A 17,969-nucleotide genomic window follows, 5' to 3' on the forward strand; every position below is an offset into this window, starting at 1 on the left:
GGAGCCGGGGGAGCCGGGGGAGCCGGGGGAGCCGGGGGTGCCGGGAGTGCCGGGGGAGCCGGGGGAGCCGGGGGAGTTGAGAGAGCTGAGGGAGTCGAAGGAGTCGGGTCCGGAGCCGAGGAGGCCGGCCGTGGCTGAGCCGAATCCGGATCCGCGCCCCGTCTACCCCACCGCGCTGGGCGCCTCCGACCTGAAGACCATCACCCTGCTGGGGCACGACCTCGCCGAGGACATCATGGGCTCGGTCGGCTTCGGCGAGCTCGCGTTCTGGCTCGCCACCCAGCGCCGGCCCGCCCCCGGCGAGACCCGCGTCTTCGAGGCCGTGCTCGCCGCACTCGCCGACCACGGCTTCACCCCCACCGCCATCGTCACCCGCCTGACCTACCTCTCCGCGCCGGACTCGGTGCAGGGCGCCCTCGCCGCCGGCCTGCTCGGCGGCGGCTCCCGTTTCCTGGGCGTCACCGAGGACACCGGCCGCTTCCTGCACGACGTACTGGAGACCCTGGACGGGGCCCTGCCCACCGACGAGGCGGCCTGGGACGAGCTCGCCCTTCGCACCGTCCGGGAGCACCGCGCAGCCGGGAGGTTCGTCCCCGGTCTCGGGCACCACGTGCACAAGGAGGGCGACCCCCGTACGCCACGGCTGATGCACATCGCCCGGGAAGAAGGCGTCTTCGGGCCGCACCTGCACCTGTTCGCCGCCATCGGCCGGGTCCACCCGGTCGTGCTGAACAGGACGCTTCCCCTCAACGGAGCGGGTGTCTGCGGCGCCGCCCTCGCGGACCTCGGCCTCCCGCTGCCGCTGCTGCGCGGCTTCGCGCTGCTGGCCCGTACCGCCGGACTCATCGGCCAGCTCGCCGAAGAACTGCGCCGTCCGGTCGCGCAGGACGTCTTCCTGTCCGTCGACCTCAACCACACCCCCGTCGCACCCGAGCCCTACGCCCCGGAACCCCTCGCGAAAGAACACCACGAGGACTGACCGCGCGACCGACGCACCGCCTTCCACCACAACCGCCCGCAGACCAGGGGAGCCGCCACCGTGTCCGTCGACGAGGAGAACATCACCGAACTGGCCGTCCGGCGCTGGGCCACCGCGCACTCCCCGCGACTGGGCGAGCTCATGACCGCGCTGGTCCGTCACCTGCACGACTTCTCGCGGGAGGTGCGGCTCACGGAGGACGAGTGGACGGCCGCGATCGAGTGGCTGACCGCGGCCGGCCAGACCAGCGACGACAAGCGCCAGGAGCTGATCCTCACCTCCGACGTGCTCGGACTGAGCACCCTCGTCGTGCAGTTGAACAACAGGTTCGGGCCCCGGGCGACCCCCGCCACGGTGCTCGGACCGTTCCACATCGACGGTTCACCGACCGCGCCCTACGGCTTCGACATGGCGGACGGCATCGAGGGCACGCCGATGTTCTTCACCGGCAGGGTGACGGACATCGAGGGCAAACCCCTGCCGGGCGTGGTGCTCGACGTCTGGCAGGCCGACGCCGACGGCGCCTACGAAGCCCAGCTCCCCGAGGTCGACGAGGCACGCCTGCGCGCCAAGTACCGCACCCGTGAGGACGGCACGTACTGCATCCGCACCATCGCGCCGCGCGGTTACGCCATCCCCATGGACGGCCCCGTCGGTGACCTCATGCGCCGGACGGACATCAGCCACTTCCGGCCCGCCCACGTCCACTTCCTCATCGACGAACCGGGCTACCGGAAACTGACCACCCACCTGTTCCAGGAGGGCGGCCAATACCTCGATTCCGACGTCGTCTTCGGCACCAGGGACGCGCTGTTCACGCCGTTCACCGAACGGCCGGCGGGCCGGGCCCCCGACGGAAGCACACTCGAAAGCGCCTACCTCCAGGCCGAGTACGACTTCGTTCTTCAGCCCGGCTGACCTGAGCGGAGCAACCACCGGCCGCCGGTGGCGGCCGCGTCCCGTAGCGCGTCCAGGAAGCTGCGCAGGGCCGGTTGTCCCAGGGCGGTCGTCCGGGCGGCGGCCGAGATCACCCGGAGCGGCTCGGGGTTGCGTACCGGGCGTACGACGACACCGGGGTGCTGGTTGCGCAGCCCGAGGCGCGGCATCAGACCGACGCCGAGGCCGGCTGCGACGAAGCCCTGTGCGGTGGCGTAGTCCTCGCTCTGGATGACGAAGTCGGGGCTGAAGCCGGCCGCGGCGCAGGAGTCGATGACGGGTTCGAGGCAGGGGCCGGGCGGCTCGCTGCCGACCCACTGCTCACCGGACAGTGCGTGCAGGTCGATCACCTCCTTGCCGGCGAGCGGATGACCGAGGGGCAGTACGGCCGCGTACGGGTCGTCGAGGAGGTGGACGAGCCGGCAGCCGTCCCCTGCGTGGCCTCGCGCCTGGACGACCACGGCCAGGTCGGCCCGGCCGTCCGCCACCTCCTGGAACGGGTCCTGCGGGTCGCTGAGTTCGAGTTCCACGCGGACGCCGGGGTGCTCGGCGCGGAGCCCGGCCAGGGCCGGCGCCACCAGGGTGGAGCCGGCGGTGGCGAAGTAGCGGACCGACAGCCGGCCGGTGCGCCCGGCCCGGAGGTCGGCGAGCGCCGACTCCGCCTGGGCGACCGCCGCACTGATCAGCGCCGCGTGCTCGGTGAGCAGCAGCCCGGCCGCCGTCGGGCGCACCCCGCGACCGACCCGCTCCAGCAGCGCCGTTCCGGCCTGTCTCTCCAGCGCGGCCACCTGCTGACTGACGGCTGACGGGGTGTAGCCGAGGTGGGCCGCGGCCGCCGTGACCGTGCCGCTGGTGACCACCGCGCGCAGGACTTGCAGTCGCCTCACATCAAGCATGTAGGACAGCTTAACGGTATTGGTAGAAGCGTTTGCTTGTTCTCAAAGCTCGGCTGGGGCACCGTCGTGGGAGCCGCAGGGCACCGACGAGCCGGCCACCGGACGAGAAGACGAGAACGGGGAAACGCCATGACTGACAACAGCGGCACGAGGGCCTTGCGGGGCGGCGTGCGGGTGGCCGTGCTCGCCCTGCTGTGGGGCTCGACCTTCCTCTGGACGGAGCTGGCGCTGCGTGGACTCTCCCCGCTCCAGGTCACGTTCGCGCGCTGTGCCTTCGGCGCGCTCGTCCTCGTCGTCGCCTGCTACGCGTCGGGGCACCGGTTGCCGAAGGGCGGCACCGTCTGGCGGCACATCGTCGTCGCGGCCTTCTTCTGCAACGCCCTGCCGTTCGCGTTGTTCAGCGTGGGCCAGCAGACCGTCGACTCCGGGCTGGCGGGCGTCCTGAACGCCACGACCCCGCTCTGGTCGATCATCCTCGGGCTCACCCTCGGCTCGGAGCGCGGGCTGCGGCCCGTACGGCTGGCGGGGCTGCTGCTCGGCTTCACCGGCACGATCGTCATCTTCGCCCCCTGGCGGACGACCGGGGCCACCGGGTGGGGTGCACTCGCGATCCTGGGCGCCGCCGTCAGCTACGCCATCGCGTTCACGTACATGGGCCGCACCCTGGTCCGCCGGGGCACACCCACGATCTCGCTCTCCGCCGCCCAACTCGTCGCTGCGAGCGGGCTCACCGCGCTGGCGGTACCGATCGGCGGTCTGGACGCGATCGACCCCGGACCGACGGTCCTCGTCGCGGCCGTCGTCCTCAGTGTGTGCTGCACCGCCGTCACGTTCCACCTCACCTACCGGATCATCAACGACGAGGGCGCTACCGACGCCGCCGTGGTCGGCTACCTGCTGCCGGTGGTGTCCGTGCTGCTGGGTGCCGTCGTCCTGGGCGAGGACCTCAACATCCGGGTGGTCCTGGGCATGGCGGTGGTACTGCTGGGCGTGGCGATGACCCGAAGGCGGGAGACGCCCACGAACTCCGCGGCGCCCACGAAGTCCGCGGCGCCCGCGCAAACCGTGGCGCCCGCGCAAACCGTGGCGCTCGCCGAGGAAGCGGTCGGCCCCGGAACGCGCCCGTGACCCCAACTGGTAGGAGACTGCCGGTCGTTCAGCGGGTGCGTTTCCACAGGCGGATCGTCTGATCGGCGCTGCCACTGGCCAGCAGGTTTCCGTCCGGGCTGAAGGCCACGGCGTAGACGGCGCCGCTGTGACCGGTGAGGGGGCGCCCGATGGGGGCCGGCCCGGCGGAGTCGGTCACGCGCCACAGGCGGATCGTGTGGTCGCTGCCACCGCTGGCCAGAAGACCTCCGTCGGGGCTGAAGGCGACGGTGTTGACGGCGTCCCCGTGTCCGGTGGCACGGCCGAGGAGCACCGGGTGCGCGGGGTCGGTGACCTTCCACAGGAGGATCGTGCGGTCGCCGCTGCCGCTGGCCAGCAGATGCCCGTTCGGGCTGAACGCCACACTGTAGACGCGGTCGGTGTGGCCGGGCAGGGGCTGGCCGATGCGAGCCGGACGGCCGGCCACGTTCCACAGCCCGACCGCGTGATCGGAGCCGCCACTGCCCATGACTCTTCTGCCGTGGCTGAACGCGACGGACAGGACGGCATCGGTATGTCCGAGGACGGGTTCGCCGACGAGTGCGGGATGCGCGGGGTCGGTCACCTTCCACAGGCGGATCGTCTTGTCGCCGCTGCCACCGGCCAGCAAGTCCCCGCCGGGGCTGAAGGCCACCGAGAAGACGGCGTCGGTGCGGCCGGTGACCGGGTGGCCGGCGGGTACCGGCCTGGCCGGGTCGGCCACGTTCAGCAGCCGGACCTTCTGATCGGCGCTCGCGTCAGCCACCAGGTTCCCCTTGGGGTGGAACACCACCGAATAGACCGTGTCGGTATGGCCGTTGACGGGGGAGCCGACCGGCTCGGGGCGCAGCGGATCCGTCAGGTCCCAGAACCTGAGCGTCTGATCGGCACTGCCACTGGCCAGGACCCCTCCGTCCGGCCGGAAGGCCACCGAGTAGACCCGGTCGGTGTGGCCGATGACCGGGTGTCCCAGCGGAACCATCACCACGGTCGCCGCCGTGCCGGCCCCCTTGCCAAAGGTACCGGGGTCCGAAGCCGCCGCCGGGTCGGCACGACGGCCGGGAAACGTCAGGATGGTGTCGGCGACGGTCAGCCCCAGGGCACCGATGGCGTTCAGCAGCATGCGCCGGTCCGGCAGGGGCCACCGCCCAGTGACGGACCGCGCCGGGACATCGGCGGCGTCGGCCGGTACCAGACTGCGGAGAACGGCGATGGCGGCCGCGGCTGCGCTCTCGGCGGCCTGACGCTGGGAGCCTTCCGCGTCCCGCTTGCTCTTGTCCAGGTCGGCCTTGTCGCTGATGCCCCGGATGATCAGCGTGTTCAAGGTGCCGGTGAGGTGGGCGGCCTGGGCGACGCCGGCGCCTTCCATTTCGATGGCGGCGGCGTCGTTGTAGTGCTCGTGGATGTGGCGGGCGATCGCGGACCCGGCGTCGGCGAGGACGACATCCCCGACCGCGATCGGCTTGAAGTGGGCGTGGTAATCGGCGCCGCGCAGGGCGTGACGGGCGGCCTGTTCCAGGAAGTGGGAGGCGTGCCAGGCCGCAGGGCGTTCGCGGAAGCCCTCCGGGGTCTGCTTGCCCCCTTGAATGCCGTACACCTTCGTCGCCACCACGACGTCCCCGATGTCGATGTCGTCCTTGAGGCTGCCCGCGACACCCACGAAGAAGAGGAGGTGCGGAGCGAGCCAGGAGTTGACGCGTTCGGTGAGGGTGGCCGCGGTGAGGGTGCCCTCACCGATCTCGGCGAGGGCGACATACCAGGGGGTCCCGGGGAGTCGGCCATGTTCGACGCGGGTGCCGGAGGGATGTACGAGCGTCCTGGTGTCGGTGAGGTGAGCCCGTACGGCCTCGTACTCCACGGACAAGGCGGTGAGGACGACCGCGGTGGGGGGAGCGGTTTCTGCCACGTGACCAGCCTCAACCGTTCTTCTCTCGCATGGGTGCGAAGTTCACGTTAAGGCACATCCCATGGTGGAATATGGAGTTCCGTGGAGAATACGGCCCTTGTCGGAACCACTCGCCGTGTCCGAGCCTCGCTGGGCAGGGACGTGAACTCGACGAACGGTCGGACGACCCAGGTCCGAGGACGTCTTGATGTGGTGACGGCCGTCAGGGTCGGGGGCCGGCGGTCGGCCGTCGGCCCGCCTGTGTCGGTGGGCGGTGCGCAGGGCCGGTGAGGGGGTGCCACCACCAGGCGAGGCACGGGATGCCCGCGGGTGCGCCGGTGGCGCTGGGGGCGTCGGTGACCGTGCCGGTCGTCGTTACGGCGCCTGGGTGGCGGCCGTCGGGGTTGGTGTAGCGGCCGGCCCGGATGCCCCATTCGTAGTTGCCGCGGATCAGGCAGGTCAGGTCGGACAGGTACCGGTGCAGCGGTTCTCCCGCGCCGGGCAGGACCGCGTCCCGTACTTCCGTGAAGCGGGCCACGATCCGGTCCCGCAGCGCGACGACCTGCCGCAGGGCCTCGTCGCGGCCGCAGCGGCCGTGACGCTGGTAGAGGTCGACCGGGTTGAGGACGGGTCCGGTCGCGTCGGGGCCGCGCGCTGCCCACCAGAGCTCCTTGCCGTGGGAGTACAGGTCGTCGTCGACGGCTGCCACCGTGATCGCCATCTCGGTCAGCGCGTGTACGGCAGGGGAGTCGACGTCCGTGTCGGGGATGTCGTCCACCTGGCTCATCTGGGCCCAGGCCAGCGTCGGGAAGCCGGCCGCGTACAGCAGCCGGGCGGCGAAGTAGTCGTTCAGGGCAGGTGCCGACCGGCGTAGGCGGGCGGCACGTTCCCAGGCCACGCCGAGGTACCAGCCCCGGTGGGCGTCGAGGAGGCGCCGGCGCTGGGTCGGCGAGGCCAGGCGGTGCAGCCGCTCGGCCAGGTCGGTGACCGCGCCGGTGAACAGGTGGCCGGGCGGCAGCAGGCCGGCGGTCGGGGATTCGAGGGTACGGGCGACACGTACGGCGAGGTCCAGGAAGGAGAAGGAGTCCTCCGGGGCTTCCTCGTCACAGGCGAGGTCGTCGAACACGAACATGGTGTAAGCCCAGTCCACGGCTGTCTGTAGCCGGTCCACGTCGGCGTCGGGGCAGAAGCCGGCGAAGAACAGCGCGGACCGCGTTTCCACGACACGCTCGCGCCGGTCCGCCCCCCGGCACAGGCCGTGCCGCTCCATGAACGCGAGGCCCCGCTTCTCCAGCAGGTCCGCCTCCGCGTGGACGCGCCAGGGCATGGGGAAGTACATGCCCGGGAGCGGCATCACGATCTCAGGGTCCGTCATGGTGCTCCTGTCCGTTCGGTGCGGGTTCACGACGCCCTCCGGGTGGCGGCCGCCGCCAGCCGCCGCAGGGTCGGGATCACCTGCGCGGCGATGGCGGTGCTCGTGTCCAGCAGGTGCCCGGCGGCCGCGTGACGCTGCCGGATCATGTCTTCGACCCGGGCGCGCGCGGGGGTGAGGAGAACACGGATCTGCGCGGCTTCGGCCTCGCCGAGTTCGGCCCTGCCGAGCAGACCGTGCAGCAGTTCGGCGTGGCGGAGGTCCGCGTGGCGGAAGGCGAGGGCGACGAGCGCGGTGTGCTTGCCCTCGCGCAGGTCGTCCAAGCGGGACTTGCCTGTGACGGCCGGGTCACCGAAGACACCGAGCAGGTCGTCGCGGAGCTGGAACGCCTCGCCTATGGGCAGGGCGTAGCGGGACAGGTCCTCCAGCAACCGCGGCGGGCCGCCGGCGAGGGCCGCGCCGATGTGCAGCGGGCGTTCCACGGTGTACTTGGCGGTCTTGTAGCGGACGATCTTCAGGGCGTGGTCGACGTCGTCGGTGGGCTGCCCGGTGACGGCGAGGTCGAGGTACTGGCCGTACATGACCTCCGCCCGCATGGCGTCGAGCAGTGGCAGGAGCGCGGCGAACTGGGCGGCGGTGAGGCCTGCCGTGTGGATGAGTTCGTCGGAGAAGGACAGGGCGAGATCGCCGACGAGGATGGCCGCGCAGGTCCCGAACCTCCTCGCGGTCTCGGTGCCGCCGGGGGTGGAGTGCCGGCCCCTCAGGGACTGATGGACGGTCAGCCGGCCACGGCGGGTGGGACTGTCGTCCATGACGTCGTCGTGGATGAGGGCGGAGGCGTGGAACATCTCCAGCGCGGCCGCGACCTGGATCACGGAAGCGGGCGGTGGGTCCGCGCCGGCCGCATGCCAGCCGGCGAGGCAGAGCATCGGGCGCAGACGCTTGCCGCCGGAGGCCGTGAACTGGGCGAGGGACTCGACGGCGTCCACGGGCAACTGCTGGTCCCGGGCAGTGGCGGCCTTCCGGTCCAGGAACCCCGCCAGGACGCTGTCGACCCGCCGGCGCGCACTGCTCGGATCAGGCAGCGGCGGGTCCGGAGCCGGGACCGGACTCATCGGATCACCGGGCCCCGCGGCGGTGCGGGCCGGCCGCTCCGGTTCGGTGGCGCCCGCTCGCCCACAGCCGGTACAGGAACCCGACGGCTGCCCGCTCGGACCGCTCGGACCGCTCGGACCGGTACTCAAGGCCGGATCGCGCCGTTGTGAGGTTCGGGCCGGCGCCTGACGACACGAAGCCGCATCCCGGTGGTGGGATGCAGCGTCATGCCGGCAACGGGCCGGACGTCCTGGCCGGGGACCAGGCTGACCTGCCAACGGGCGGCGATGGTGCTCAGGATGATCGCGGCTTCGGTCAGGGCGAAGGCATCCCCGATGCACTTTCGGGCGCCGGCCGCGAAGGGGATGAAGGAGTGGGGCGGGGGCGTCGGGGCCTGCGGTGCCCAGCGGTCGGGGTCGAAGCGGTCGGGATGCGGGTACTGCTCGCTCGCGCGCTGGACGAGGTAGGGGCTGTACACCAGGTTCGTGCCGGCGGGAAGCGTGTGCCCACCGAGGGTGGTCTCCGTGCTCACGGCCCGGGTGATCATCCATCCACTCGGGTGGAGCCGAAGGGTCTCCTTGAAGATCTGGCCGGTCAGCCGCAGGTTCGGCACGTCGTCGAAGGTGGCCGGCCGGCCGGCGAGGACCGAATCGGCTTCGGCGTGCAGGCGTTGCTGGACGGCCGGATGGATCGCCAGCAGGTACAGGGCCCAGGTCAGGGCGGCCGAGATGGTCTCGGTGCCGCCGATCATGAAGTCGACGAGCTGGTCGATGATCTCCGTGTCCGTCAGGCGCCGCCTGCTGCCGGATTCATCACCGTCCTGGGCGGTGATCAGGGTCGTGAGGAGGTCATGGTGATCGGCGGTGCCGGCCTGACGGTCGGCGGCGAGGGCCGCGCACGTGTCCCGCAGGCGCCGGACGGCGCGCTGGAAACGGCGGCGGCCGGGAGTGGGAAGGTCCAGTGCCCAGCGCGGTACGAACATCCTCCGGTACCACCCTGCCAGGAGGGCGGTCAGGTCCTCGTCGAGCTGGGCCGTCACGGCCGTCGGCAGGGAGGTGGAGAACATCGTCTCCAGCAGGATCGTGCGGGTCAGCCCACGCAGGTGCGCGCCGATGTCGAGAGCCTGTCCGTCCTGCCACGTGGTGGTTGCCGCAGTGACCTGGGCCGTCATGACGCGGGCGTGGTCGGGTAACCGGGCCCGGTGGAAGGCGGGCTGGGACATCCGGCGCTTACGCCGGTGCTGACTGTGCGGACAGGTGCCCAGCCCGCTCCCGCTGAAGCCGCGGGCTCGTTCGAAGGTGGGACCACCTTTGTCGAACGTGCGGTCGTCCAGCAGGACCTGGTGGGTGAGCTCCGGGTCGCACACCACCACCGTCTCGAACGGGCCCAGTCGGACCCGCACCAGATCGCCGTGTGCCGGGAGGCTGCTGAGGAAACGCAGCGGATCCCGCAGAAACGCCACGGAATGGCCGAGCAGGGGCAGGTGTCCTGGTGCGCGTGGCACCACGTGGGTGGAGGACATGAACTTCCTTTACGGGACGGCTGCTCGCTCAGCTGCGGGACGGCTGCTCGCTCAGCGCGGGCTCGTCGACGTCGTCAACGGGTTCGCGAAGGAGTCACTACCCCGAGGTCGTCGAACCCACGGGCGGCGGAACCCCGGCGCTCGGCACGAACGATGCACCGGGCCCCGCCGCGCGTGCGCCTCCGAGCCCTCTCGCCGCGCCGCCCCCGGGGACGGATGGTCGGTGTGGTGGCGGTGGGGGTGTCTCCGCACATGCCGCTGTGGTCTCAGCCAGGGTGGCCGGGCGGGGTGGGGCGGAGGGCGAGGAGGGCGATGTCGTCGGTGTTGTCGGTGCCGTACTCGATGATGAGGTCGTCGCAGAAGGTGTGGAGGGGGTCTCGGGCGTGTCGGGCGGTGTGCTGCCGTAGCCGGGTCATGCCGTGGTCGAGGGGTTCCGTGCGGCGTTCGATGAGGCCGTCGGTGTAGAGGAGGAGGGTGGAGTGGGGCGGCAGCGGGGTGCGGGCGGTGTGCCGGGGGAGGTCGGGGTCGAGGCCGATGAGGAGCCCGCCCGCGGTGTCGAGGTAGCGGGTGTGGCCGTCGGGGCCGGTGAGCAGGGGTGGGGGGTGGCCCGCTGAGGAGTGGTGGAGGCTGTGTTCCGGGCCGCTGCCGTGGTTCTTGAGGAGGGTGTAGATGCAGGTGGCGGTGGTGTGGAGGGTGAGGGTGTGGTGTGCGAGGTCGAGCCGGTGCAGGACGTCCGAAGGTGGTTCGGGGTGGTTGACGGCGATGCCGCGGAGCATGTTGCGCAGAGTGCTCATCGAGACGGCGGCCTGTAGGTCGTGACCGGTGACGTCGCCGATGACGAGTGCGGTGTCGCCGTTGGGAAGGGTGAACGCGTCGTACCAGTCTCCGCCGACCTCGGCGGTGGTGCTGGACGGCAGGTAGCGGGCCGCCAGCTCCAGGTGCTCCACCCTGGGCAGTTGGGGCAGGAGGGCGCGCTGGAGCTGTTCGGCGTTGGTGTGGGTGTGCTGGTGGAGACGGGCGTTGTCGACGCCGAGGGCGACGGAGCGGGCGAGTTCGGCGATCAGGGGGATGTCTTCCTTGGTGAAGGGGCGTTCGTCGCCGGTGCGGACGAGGGTCAGGGCGCCGATCACGTCCCGCTGCACACGTAGGGGAGCGACGACGGCGCTGTCACCGCCGAGTTGCCCGAGGAGTTCGAGTTGCCGGGCGTCCAGGGGGCTGCGGGCCCGACCGGCCGGGGGGATGACATCGATCAGCAGGGGGCCGGCGCCGCGCAGGACCCGGGGCAGGGTGCCGGAGGCGGTCCCGGACAGTGGAGCGAGTGTGCCGAAGTGCCCAGGAGTGATCGGTGCCCGGGGGTCGCGGTGCACGATGCAGACCCGCTCGACCAGCTGGTGCTCGTCGATCAGGTCGACGGCACACCAGTCGGTGAGCTGCTGCGTCAGTACCCGGCACACTCGCCGCAGCCGCTCGTTCAGGTCGAGGGTGCTGGCGAGGGCCCGGCCGGCCTCGGCGAACAGGGACAGCTCAGGCGCCGCCCGGTCGATCCGCGCTCTCCGCGCCTTCTTGGTGGTGACCGGCAGGTGGACGGGGCCCGGCGCCGGCCGCGTCGCGTATCCGCCGCCGTGCGCGGCGCCCGACGAGGCGTCCTGCGCGCCGAAGGACGCGCTGCCGGGCGCGGTGGGGGGAGTGGTGGTCGTGGAGAGCTGGGCCACGAACACGGTGCGCCCGTCGACCGCTTCCTGCGTCTGGACGGACAGCCGCACGGGGACCAGCCTGCCGTCGCGGTGCAGTGCGCGGACGGGCACGGAACGGCCCAGGATGCGGGGTTCGCCGGTGAGCAGCAGCGAGGTGAAGGCGCTCAGGTGGCGGCTGCGCAGATGCTCGGGGATCAGCACGGTCAGCCGTTGTTCGAGGAGGTCGTGGGCCTGCCAGCCCAGCAGGCCGGCCGCGGCGGTGTTGACCGCGATGATGCGGTTGCGGTCGTCGGCGGCGACGGTGGGCACGTTGGCGGCCTCGACCTCGCTCGCGTCCCAGGGAGCCAGGTCGGTGGGGGTGGCGCCCGGTGTGCCGGGGGTCATCGTCCACGCGGTGGGGTGCCCGCCGGACAGCTGGCCGGTGATCTCCTCGAACAACCAGTGCCGGAAGGCCCGCAGCTGGGGAAGGGCCGGGAGGGTGAGCAGGCTTGCCTGCTGTGCGGCCCCGTCGCCCTGGTCGAGGACCCTACTCAGCGTTGCCACGTCGGGGGCGGTGTCGGCGGGGAACGCCACGAGCAGGGAGAGCGTCGAGCTGTCGGGGGTCTCCTGCCGCACCGCCGTCGTCATGCATGCGCAGATCATGTTGCTGGTGTCCTGGGCGGTGGCGAGGTCGGCCGGCGGCACCTGGGCGAAACCGGCCGCGGCCGGCGCGAGGAACAGTTCGCGCAGCAGACCCTCCCAGTGCTGCTGGGCCGCCCAGTACAGGGAGTAGGGAACGTCGTTCAGCGTCACCGTCGCCATCCGGCCGGACGGCGCCAGCGTCTCCCACGCGGACGTGGGCGGCCCAGGCGTCCTGGGCCGGACCTCGAACCAGACCGTCTTGCGGTCCTCCGTGCTGTGGACGCCGTGGCCGGTGGCCAGTTCCTCCACCAGCGCCAGGCCCCGGCCGGTGCAGGCGTACGCATGGCGGTCGTGCGGTACGAGCCCGCACTCGGGCCGGTGATCGGTCACCCGAACCTGCGCCCGCCCGTCGACGGCCCACACCCGTACCTCGGCCTCGGTACGCGCGTGGATCACCACGTTGGTCATCAGCTCGCCGGCCAGCAGCTCGGCGGTGTCGGCCACCTCCGGCGCGGCACCGTCCAGCACCGACCGTACGAAGCGCCGGGCCACCGACACGTTCCTGGCCACCGGAGCCAGCCTCCGCGACGGCACCCCGGGAGGGAAGGGGCTGCCCATAGGAACTGGGTGCCCCGAAACCCAGGCCTGAAAAGAGCACCACATGCGCGACACGAGCCACCGCGGTCCCGCAGCCCCGCAGCCCCGCGGTCCCGCAGCCCCGCCGTGCCGCGGTCCCGCCGTCCCGCCGTGCCGCGGTCCCGCCGTCCCGCCGTGACTCCCGCCGGCTGAAGACCTCCGCTCAGCCGGTCGCGGGGCCCGTGGGGGCGGCTGCGACTGCTGCCGCGGTCATGCTGCGCGCGGTGGTCACCAGGCAGACCACCGCGTCGTCGGGAGTCAGTCCACAGAGGTCGATGAGCGTGAACAGTGACTCGGCGCTGATCACGAGGGAGAGGCCGCGTGCCAGCTGTTCCACGTCGGCGCGTCCCGCGGGGCCGCGCCTGTCGGCCCACGGCCCGAGGGCGTGGTCGATGAGCGCGAAGCGGCGGGCGGGACGCTCCTGCACCGTCGAGGGTTTCGCGATGGTCGAGGCGACGACCGCCCGCACCGCGCCCTGCCGGCGCAGCACCGCCCCGGCCAGGATCTCCGCGGCCTGGCCGACCCGATCGACCGGGTCGTCGCCGCGCGTCGCCGAGCGCAGTACGGCGACCAGGTCCTCCGTCATCAAGGCGGCACGCAGGAGCGCGAGGAGGTCGGGGAAGTAGCGGTAGGCGGTCGCTTCGGAGACCCGCGCCTCGGCCGCGACCTTCGGCATCGTGATCTCTGCCCCGGTGTCGGCGAGGTCCCGGGCCGCCGCCACGATCGCCGACCTGGTGCGTTCCATCTGACCTCCCTCGCGGCGGTCTGGACGAGGTACGGCACCGAACCCTCCACCGACTACGCCTCGTGAACGCCCTGTTGGCGGCCAACGCCGTCGCCGCTGTCGCCTCCGTCGCCTTCGCGCTGGTGGGAGGTGTCCGCCCGGCGGCGCTGAGCGAGAGCGGCACACCGAGTGCCGGGGAACGTTTCTACGGCTGGATGTACGCGAATAGGGCAGTGCCGCTGGGAGTGGCGGCCCTCGTCGCACCTGTCGTCTGGCCGGGGCCGGCCGGTTCGCTCCTCCTGTCCGCGGCCGCCGCGGCCCAGGCGGGGGACGCGGTCATCGGGATCGCCACGCGGAAATGGACGATGATCGCGGGTGCCTCGCTCCTGACGGTCATACACGCCGCGACGGCCGCCGCCACCGCGTGACAGGGCCCCCTCGCGAAGGAAGTGGAGGGTCGGACCCCGGCCACGGGCGGGAGGGTCGAGGGGCCACGGGCGGGAGGGTCGAGGGGTGCTGGTGCGTCTCGCCGTCCCGCCTGGCGGAACGGGACGATGCCGACGGAACCGGCGCCATAGACTCGGCCTCCGCCTGCGGCCTGGAGGTCGAGAAGGCGTCGTTTTCGGGAAGGGACCCCTACGGTGAGTGCAGCGGCGCATAGCGATGCCCCGATCTACGAACGGCTCATACGCGAACGGGGCGATGTGGCCGCCGATGCGCGCAGGACCGCGGAGGCGACCTGGCGAGAGGTCGGACGGGCCATGGACTTTCGCCTCCCGCACGCGATCACCACGCACGGCATCAGCCCCCGTTGACTCCCGTGAGACCCCGGGGATCACGGACCTGCCTCAGCGGGCGGCCTGTTTGCGGCCCCGCCGGCCCGGGGGTCGGGTGATGAAGTGGGTGGCGGCGGTGACGGGGTCGAGCCGGGTGTCGCGTCCGGCGCAGATCAAGTGACCCCTGCTGCACATTGGTCGGGAGCCGCGCCTACCCAGCGGCGATAGGCGTTCACGTCGACGTTGCTGCCGCACACGATGGAGGCCACATGCCGGCCGGCGAAGCGGCCGCGGTCTTCGAGGATCGCCGCGATGCCGAGCGCGGCCGACGGCTCGACGACGAGGCCGGCGTGGTCGAGGAGCATCCGCATACCGGCGATGATCGACGCCTCCTGGACCAGGACGGCGTCGTCGGCGACCAGGAGGAGGTCGTCAAGGACCGCCGGGATGGGACACCGGCCGGCGACGCCGTCAGCGATCGTGTTCGTCGAGTCGGTGGTGACGACACGCCGCCCGCGCCAAGAGTGTGTCATCGCCGGTGCGCCCAGCGGCTGGACACAGATCACCTCGACCCCGGGCGCCATCGCCTTCAGCACATGCCCCACACCGGTGGCCAGCGCACCGCCGCCGAGAGCGATCAGGACGGCGTCGAACGACGGCACGGCGTCGGCCAGTTCCAGGCCGATGGTCGCCGCGCCCTCGCAGGTCTCGATGTCCAGGCTGTCCTCGACCAGCCGGATGCCGTCGCGGCGCGCGATGGCCGCCGCCCGCTCGCGAGCCGTCTCGTGGTCGCCGTCCACCAGCTCCAGCCTGGCGCCCAACGCGCGGATGCGGTCGAGCTTGGCCACGGTCGCGAAACGGGACGCCACGACCGTCACCTCGAGCCCCCGGCCGCGACCGGACCACGCGAGGGCCTGGCCGAGATTGCCCGCGCTGGCGCACACCACGGCTCGCGAGCCGTTCGCGGCGAGCAGACTCGCGACCACCTCGGTGCCGCGGCCCTTGAAGCTGCGGACGGGGTTCGCTGTTTCGAGCTTGATGCTCACCGTGCACCCGAGGCCGGGCTCCAGCGCCTCGCAGCGGTACAGCGGAGTGTCGAGGAAAACCGGGTCGATCACCCGCCGGGCCGCCCGGATCCGATCAGTGTCGAGGCGTGTCTTCCGCACGACGCAGCAGCGTAGCGCGAGCGACGGACAGGGCGATGCACCCGACCCGGCGGTCGGGTGCTGTCCGCCGCCCCGGTCGTCAGCGCCAGCCGAGTTCCGGCGCGACGTGCGTCAGGATGCCGTCGAGGACGTGTGCGTTGTAGTCGACGCCGAGTTGGTTGGGCACCGTGAGCAGTACGGTGTCGGCGGCGGCGATGGCTTCGTCCTCGGCGAGCTGTTTGACGAGCGCGTCGGGTTCGGCGGCGTAGGAGCGGCCGAAGATGCTGCGGGTGTTGGCGTCGATGTAACCGATCTGGTCCGTCGAGTCGCGGTCGCGGCCGAAGTACGCGCGGTCCCGGTCGTCGACGAGCGGGAAGATGCTCCGGCTGACCGACACCCTGGGGGTACGGGTGTGGCCCGCGGCACGCCAGGCCTCGTGGTACGCCTCGATCTGCTTGCGCTGCTGTACATGGAGCGGCTCGCCGCTCTCGTCGTCCTTGAGGGTCGAGCTCTGCATGTTCATCCCGAGCCCGGCGGCCCAGACCGCCGTGGCGTTCGAGCCCGAACCCCACCAGATACGCTCGCGCAGGCCCTCGGAGTACGGTTCGATACGCAGCAGGCCCGGCGGGTTGGCGAACATCGGCCGAGGGTCGGGCTCGGCGAATCCCTCCCCCTTCAGCGCCTGGAGCAGTTCCTCGGTGTGGGCGCGCGCCAGATCGGCGTCGGTTCCGCCCTCCGGCGGGCGGTGACCGAAGTGCCGCCAGCCGTCGATCACCTGCTCCGGTGAGCCCCGGCTGAGGCCGAGCTGGAGTCGGCCGCCCGAGATCAGGTCGGCCGCGCCCGCGTCCTCCGCCATGTAGAGCGGGTTCTCGTAGCGCATGTCGATCACACCGGTGCCGATCTCGATCCGGCTGGTCCGCGCACCGATGGCGGCGAGGAGCGGGAACGGAGAGGCGTGCTGCCGTGCGAAGTGGTGGACCCGGAAGTAGGCGCCGTCCACCCCCAGCTCCTCCGCGGCGACGGCGAGGTCGATCGCCTGCAACAGCGAGTCCGACGCGGAACGCGTCTGCGAGTGCGGCGATGGCGTCCAGTGCCCGAAGGACAGGAACCCGATCTTTTTCATACCGCTTTCAACAATCCACGGACGCATTCATTCCGCAGCAGAGGAACGCCGCACGACGACCCGACCGGACTGACGAGGACAGGATGCGCCGGCGAGCCGGCCCCTGCGCACGGACCCCGGCCGGCCGGGACCTGGCCGGCCGGGGAACCACCTGCTCCGGCGACGGACCTCCACCGGACACTCCTGTCGCGCCTGCCGGCGAGTCGCCGACGACCGCTTCGGCTCATTCCCGGTGCGCCGGGCGGCGGTCGGGGCGGAAGACGCCGGCGAGTCGTGCCATGCCTCTTCGGATCTCCTCCGGTTCGTGGGTGGCGAAGGACAACCGCAACGTGGCCGGGTCGGCCGGTCCGGAGAAGAACGGGGCACCGGGAACGTAGGCGACGCCGTGGTCGACGGCGTCGCGCAGCAGGGCAGCCGTGTCGTGACCGTCGGGCAGCCGCGCCCAGATGAACATGCCCCCCTCAGGGCGGCTCCAGGTGCTGCCGGGAGGCAGGACGTGCGGAAGGGTGGCGAGCAGTGTCGCGCAGCGTTCCCGGTAGACGGCCCTGACGGGCAGCAGCCGCGTGTCGAGATCGTGTTCGAGCAAGTACTGCGCGGCGGCCGCTTGATCGACGGTCGAGGAGTGCAGATCGAGCGCCTGCTTGGCCAGCACGCTGGAGCGGCACACCTCTGCCGGAGCCCGCAGCCATCCCAGTCTCATCCCCGGGGCGAGGACCTTGGACAGACTCCCCAGCAGTACGGTCCGGTCCGAAGCCTCCTCGTATGTCGCGATCCACGGCATCGGTTCGCCGTGGAACCGCAGTTCGCCGTAGGGATCGTCCTCGGCGATCCAGAACCCGTGTTCCGCGGCGAGGCGCGCCACGGCGTGCCGGCGCTCCGCGGGGAGGGTGTGCCCTGTGGGGTTCTGGAACGTGGGCACCAGATAGAGCAACCGAGGCCGTTCCCTGACGACTATGTCCGCGAGGGCGTCGATCACGATCCCCTGGTCGTCGGTCGGTACGGGGACGACCCGTGCGCCGGCGTAGTGGAAGCACTGAAGCGCCGCGAGATAGGTGGGGTCCTCGACGGCCACCACGTCACCGGGATCGAGGAGTGTGGTCGTCAGCAGTGCGAGGGCCTGCTGCGCTCCGGTGGTGATCACCAGGTCCTCCGGACGGCTGTGCAGCCCCCGGCGGGTCAGCCGGGCCCCGATCGCCTCGCGCAGAGCCGGGTCGCCTTCCGTGGTCGAGTACTGGAGCACCCGATACGGGGAGGTGCCGAGCACCCGGTCGTAGGCGGCCCGGATGCCGTCGACGTCGAGGAGTTCCGACGCGGGAAGTCCGCCGGCGAACGAGATGATCTCGGGCCGGGCCGTGAGCGCCAGCGCTTCACGGATCACCGATCCGCTCGCGGCGACGGCCCGTGCCGCCGGCCCCGGGGGAGGAACACGTGTGTCCATGG

The 17,969-nt window shown here is 71.8% G+C and carries 14 protein-coding genes; 4 read left to right on the top strand and 10 right to left on the bottom strand.

All coding sequences use genetic code 11. From position 1 onward, the window contains the following. Window positions 1-130 precede the first annotated feature (130 nt). The gene (locus tag AAW13_RS34185; protein WP_046731273.1) at window positions 131-979 is read left to right on the top strand and encodes a citryl-CoA lyase; all 849 of its coding nucleotides are present in this window, start codon (window positions 131-133) and stop codon (window positions 977-979) included. 60 nt (window positions 980-1,039) lie between these two features. Beyond that, window positions 1,040-1,897, top strand: a complete 858-nt coding sequence (locus AAW13_RS34190; protein WP_046731274.1) for a dioxygenase family protein — start codon at window positions 1,040-1,042, stop codon at window positions 1,895-1,897. On the opposite strand, the gene AAW13_RS34195 is transcribed toward AAW13_RS34190, so the two are convergent. After that, the gene (locus AAW13_RS34195; protein ID WP_046731275.1) at window positions 1,885-2,811 is read right to left on the bottom strand and encodes a LysR family transcriptional regulator; all 927 of its coding nucleotides are present in this window, start codon (window positions 2,809-2,811) and stop codon (window positions 1,885-1,887) included. The genes AAW13_RS34190 and AAW13_RS34195 overlap by 13 nt on opposite strands. Before the next feature lie 129 nt (window positions 2,812-2,940). Between AAW13_RS34195 and AAW13_RS34200 the strand changes: the two genes are divergently transcribed. Then, window positions 2,941-3,939 (top strand): DMT family transporter, encoded by a 999-nt coding sequence (locus tag AAW13_RS34200; protein ID WP_046731276.1) that lies wholly within the window; start codon window positions 2,941-2,943, stop codon window positions 3,937-3,939. Window positions 3,940-3,967: 28 nt separating this feature from the next. Here the strand turns inward: AAW13_RS34200 and AAW13_RS47870 are convergent, their stop codons facing one another. From AAW13_RS47870 to AAW13_RS34230, 6 genes are all read right to left on the bottom strand, one after another. Continuing rightward, window positions 3,968-5,842, bottom strand: a complete 1,875-nt coding sequence (locus tag AAW13_RS47870; RefSeq protein ID WP_052768623.1) for a phosphorylase family protein — start codon at window positions 5,840-5,842, stop codon at window positions 3,968-3,970. A gap of 202 nt (window positions 5,843-6,044) precedes the next feature. Then, window positions 6,045-7,196, bottom strand: coding sequence for a terpene synthase family protein (locus tag AAW13_RS34210; protein WP_052768624.1), 1,152 nt, complete (start codon window positions 7,194-7,196; stop codon window positions 6,045-6,047). 26 nt (window positions 7,197-7,222) lie between these two features. Beyond that, window positions 7,223-8,308, bottom strand: coding sequence for a polyprenyl synthetase family protein (locus AAW13_RS34215; protein ID WP_046731277.1), 1,086 nt, complete (start codon window positions 8,306-8,308; stop codon window positions 7,223-7,225). 125 nt (window positions 8,309-8,433) lie between these two features. Then, window positions 8,434-9,810 carry a cytochrome P450 gene (locus AAW13_RS34220; RefSeq protein ID WP_046731278.1) on the bottom strand — a complete coding sequence of 459 codons (1,377 nt, stop codon included), beginning with the start codon at window positions 9,808-9,810 and terminating at the stop codon, window positions 8,434-8,436. A 266-nt stretch (window positions 9,811-10,076) separates the two neighbouring features. Then, complete coding sequence (locus AAW13_RS34225) at window positions 10,077-12,743, bottom strand: SpoIIE family protein phosphatase (protein ID WP_046731279.1); 2,667 nt, start codon at window positions 12,741-12,743, stop codon at window positions 10,077-10,079. A 181-nt stretch (window positions 12,744-12,924) separates the two neighbouring features. Further along, the gene (locus tag AAW13_RS34230) at window positions 12,925-13,506 is read right to left on the bottom strand and encodes a TetR/AcrR family transcriptional regulator (RefSeq protein WP_046731280.1); all 582 of its coding nucleotides are present in this window, start codon (window positions 13,504-13,506) and stop codon (window positions 12,925-12,927) included. 62 nt (window positions 13,507-13,568) lie between these two features. Here AAW13_RS34230 and AAW13_RS34235 point away from each other — a divergent pair, with 62 nt between their 5' ends. Further along, window positions 13,569-13,913 carry a hypothetical protein gene (locus AAW13_RS34235; protein ID WP_046731281.1) on the top strand — a complete coding sequence of 115 codons (345 nt, stop codon included), beginning with the start codon at window positions 13,569-13,571 and terminating at the stop codon, window positions 13,911-13,913. Window positions 13,914-14,434: 521 nt separating this feature from the next. On the opposite strand, the gene AAW13_RS34240 is transcribed toward AAW13_RS34235, so the two are convergent. From AAW13_RS34240 to AAW13_RS34250, 3 genes are all read right to left on the bottom strand, one after another. Beyond that, window positions 14,435-15,427, bottom strand: coding sequence for a threonine ammonia-lyase (locus AAW13_RS34240; protein ID WP_046731282.1), 993 nt, complete (start codon window positions 15,425-15,427; stop codon window positions 14,435-14,437). A 79-nt stretch (window positions 15,428-15,506) separates the two neighbouring features. Further along, window positions 15,507-16,529, bottom strand: coding sequence for an LLM class flavin-dependent oxidoreductase (locus AAW13_RS34245; protein ID WP_046731283.1), 1,023 nt, complete (start codon window positions 16,527-16,529; stop codon window positions 15,507-15,509). Between the two features lie 223 nt (window positions 16,530-16,752). Continuing rightward, window positions 16,753-17,967 (bottom strand): aminotransferase-like domain-containing protein, encoded by a 1,215-nt coding sequence (locus AAW13_RS34250; protein WP_046731442.1) that lies wholly within the window; start codon window positions 17,965-17,967, stop codon window positions 16,753-16,755. Window positions 17,968-17,969 lie beyond the last annotated feature (2 nt).

Source organism: Streptomyces humi (assembly GCF_001005085.2).
In the GTDB taxonomy this organism is placed as follows: domain Bacteria; phylum Actinomycetota; class Actinomycetes; order Streptomycetales; family Streptomycetaceae; genus Streptomyces; species Streptomyces humi.

Coding starts and splice junctions, on each gene's coding strand:
- AAW13_RS34220 (WP_046731278.1), bottom strand. CDS start 9,810: ATGTCCTCCACCCACGTGGTGCCACGCGCACCAGGACACCTGCCCCTG.
- AAW13_RS34250 (WP_046731442.1), bottom strand. CDS start 17,967: ATGGACACACGTGTTCCTCCCCCGGGGCCGGCGGCACGGGCCGTCGCC.
- AAW13_RS34225 (WP_046731279.1), bottom strand. CDS start 12,743: ATGGGCAGCCCCTTCCCTCCCGGGGTGCCGTCGCGGAGGCTGGCTCCG.
- AAW13_RS34200 (WP_046731276.1), top strand. CDS start 2,941: ATGACTGACAACAGCGGCACGAGGGCCTTGCGGGGCGGCGTGCGGGTG.
- AAW13_RS34210 (WP_052768624.1), bottom strand. CDS start 7,196: ATGACGGACCCTGAGATCGTGATGCCGCTCCCGGGCATGTACTTCCCC.
- AAW13_RS34230 (WP_046731280.1), bottom strand. CDS start 13,506: ATGGAACGCACCAGGTCGGCGATCGTGGCGGCGGCCCGGGACCTCGCC.
- AAW13_RS34195 (WP_046731275.1), bottom strand. CDS start 2,811: ATGCTTGATGTGAGGCGACTGCAAGTCCTGCGCGCGGTGGTCACCAGC.
- AAW13_RS34245 (WP_046731283.1), bottom strand. CDS start 16,529: ATGAAAAAGATCGGGTTCCTGTCCTTCGGGCACTGGACGCCATCGCCG.
- AAW13_RS34215 (WP_046731277.1), bottom strand. CDS start 8,308: ATGAGTCCGGTCCCGGCTCCGGACCCGCCGCTGCCTGATCCGAGCAGT.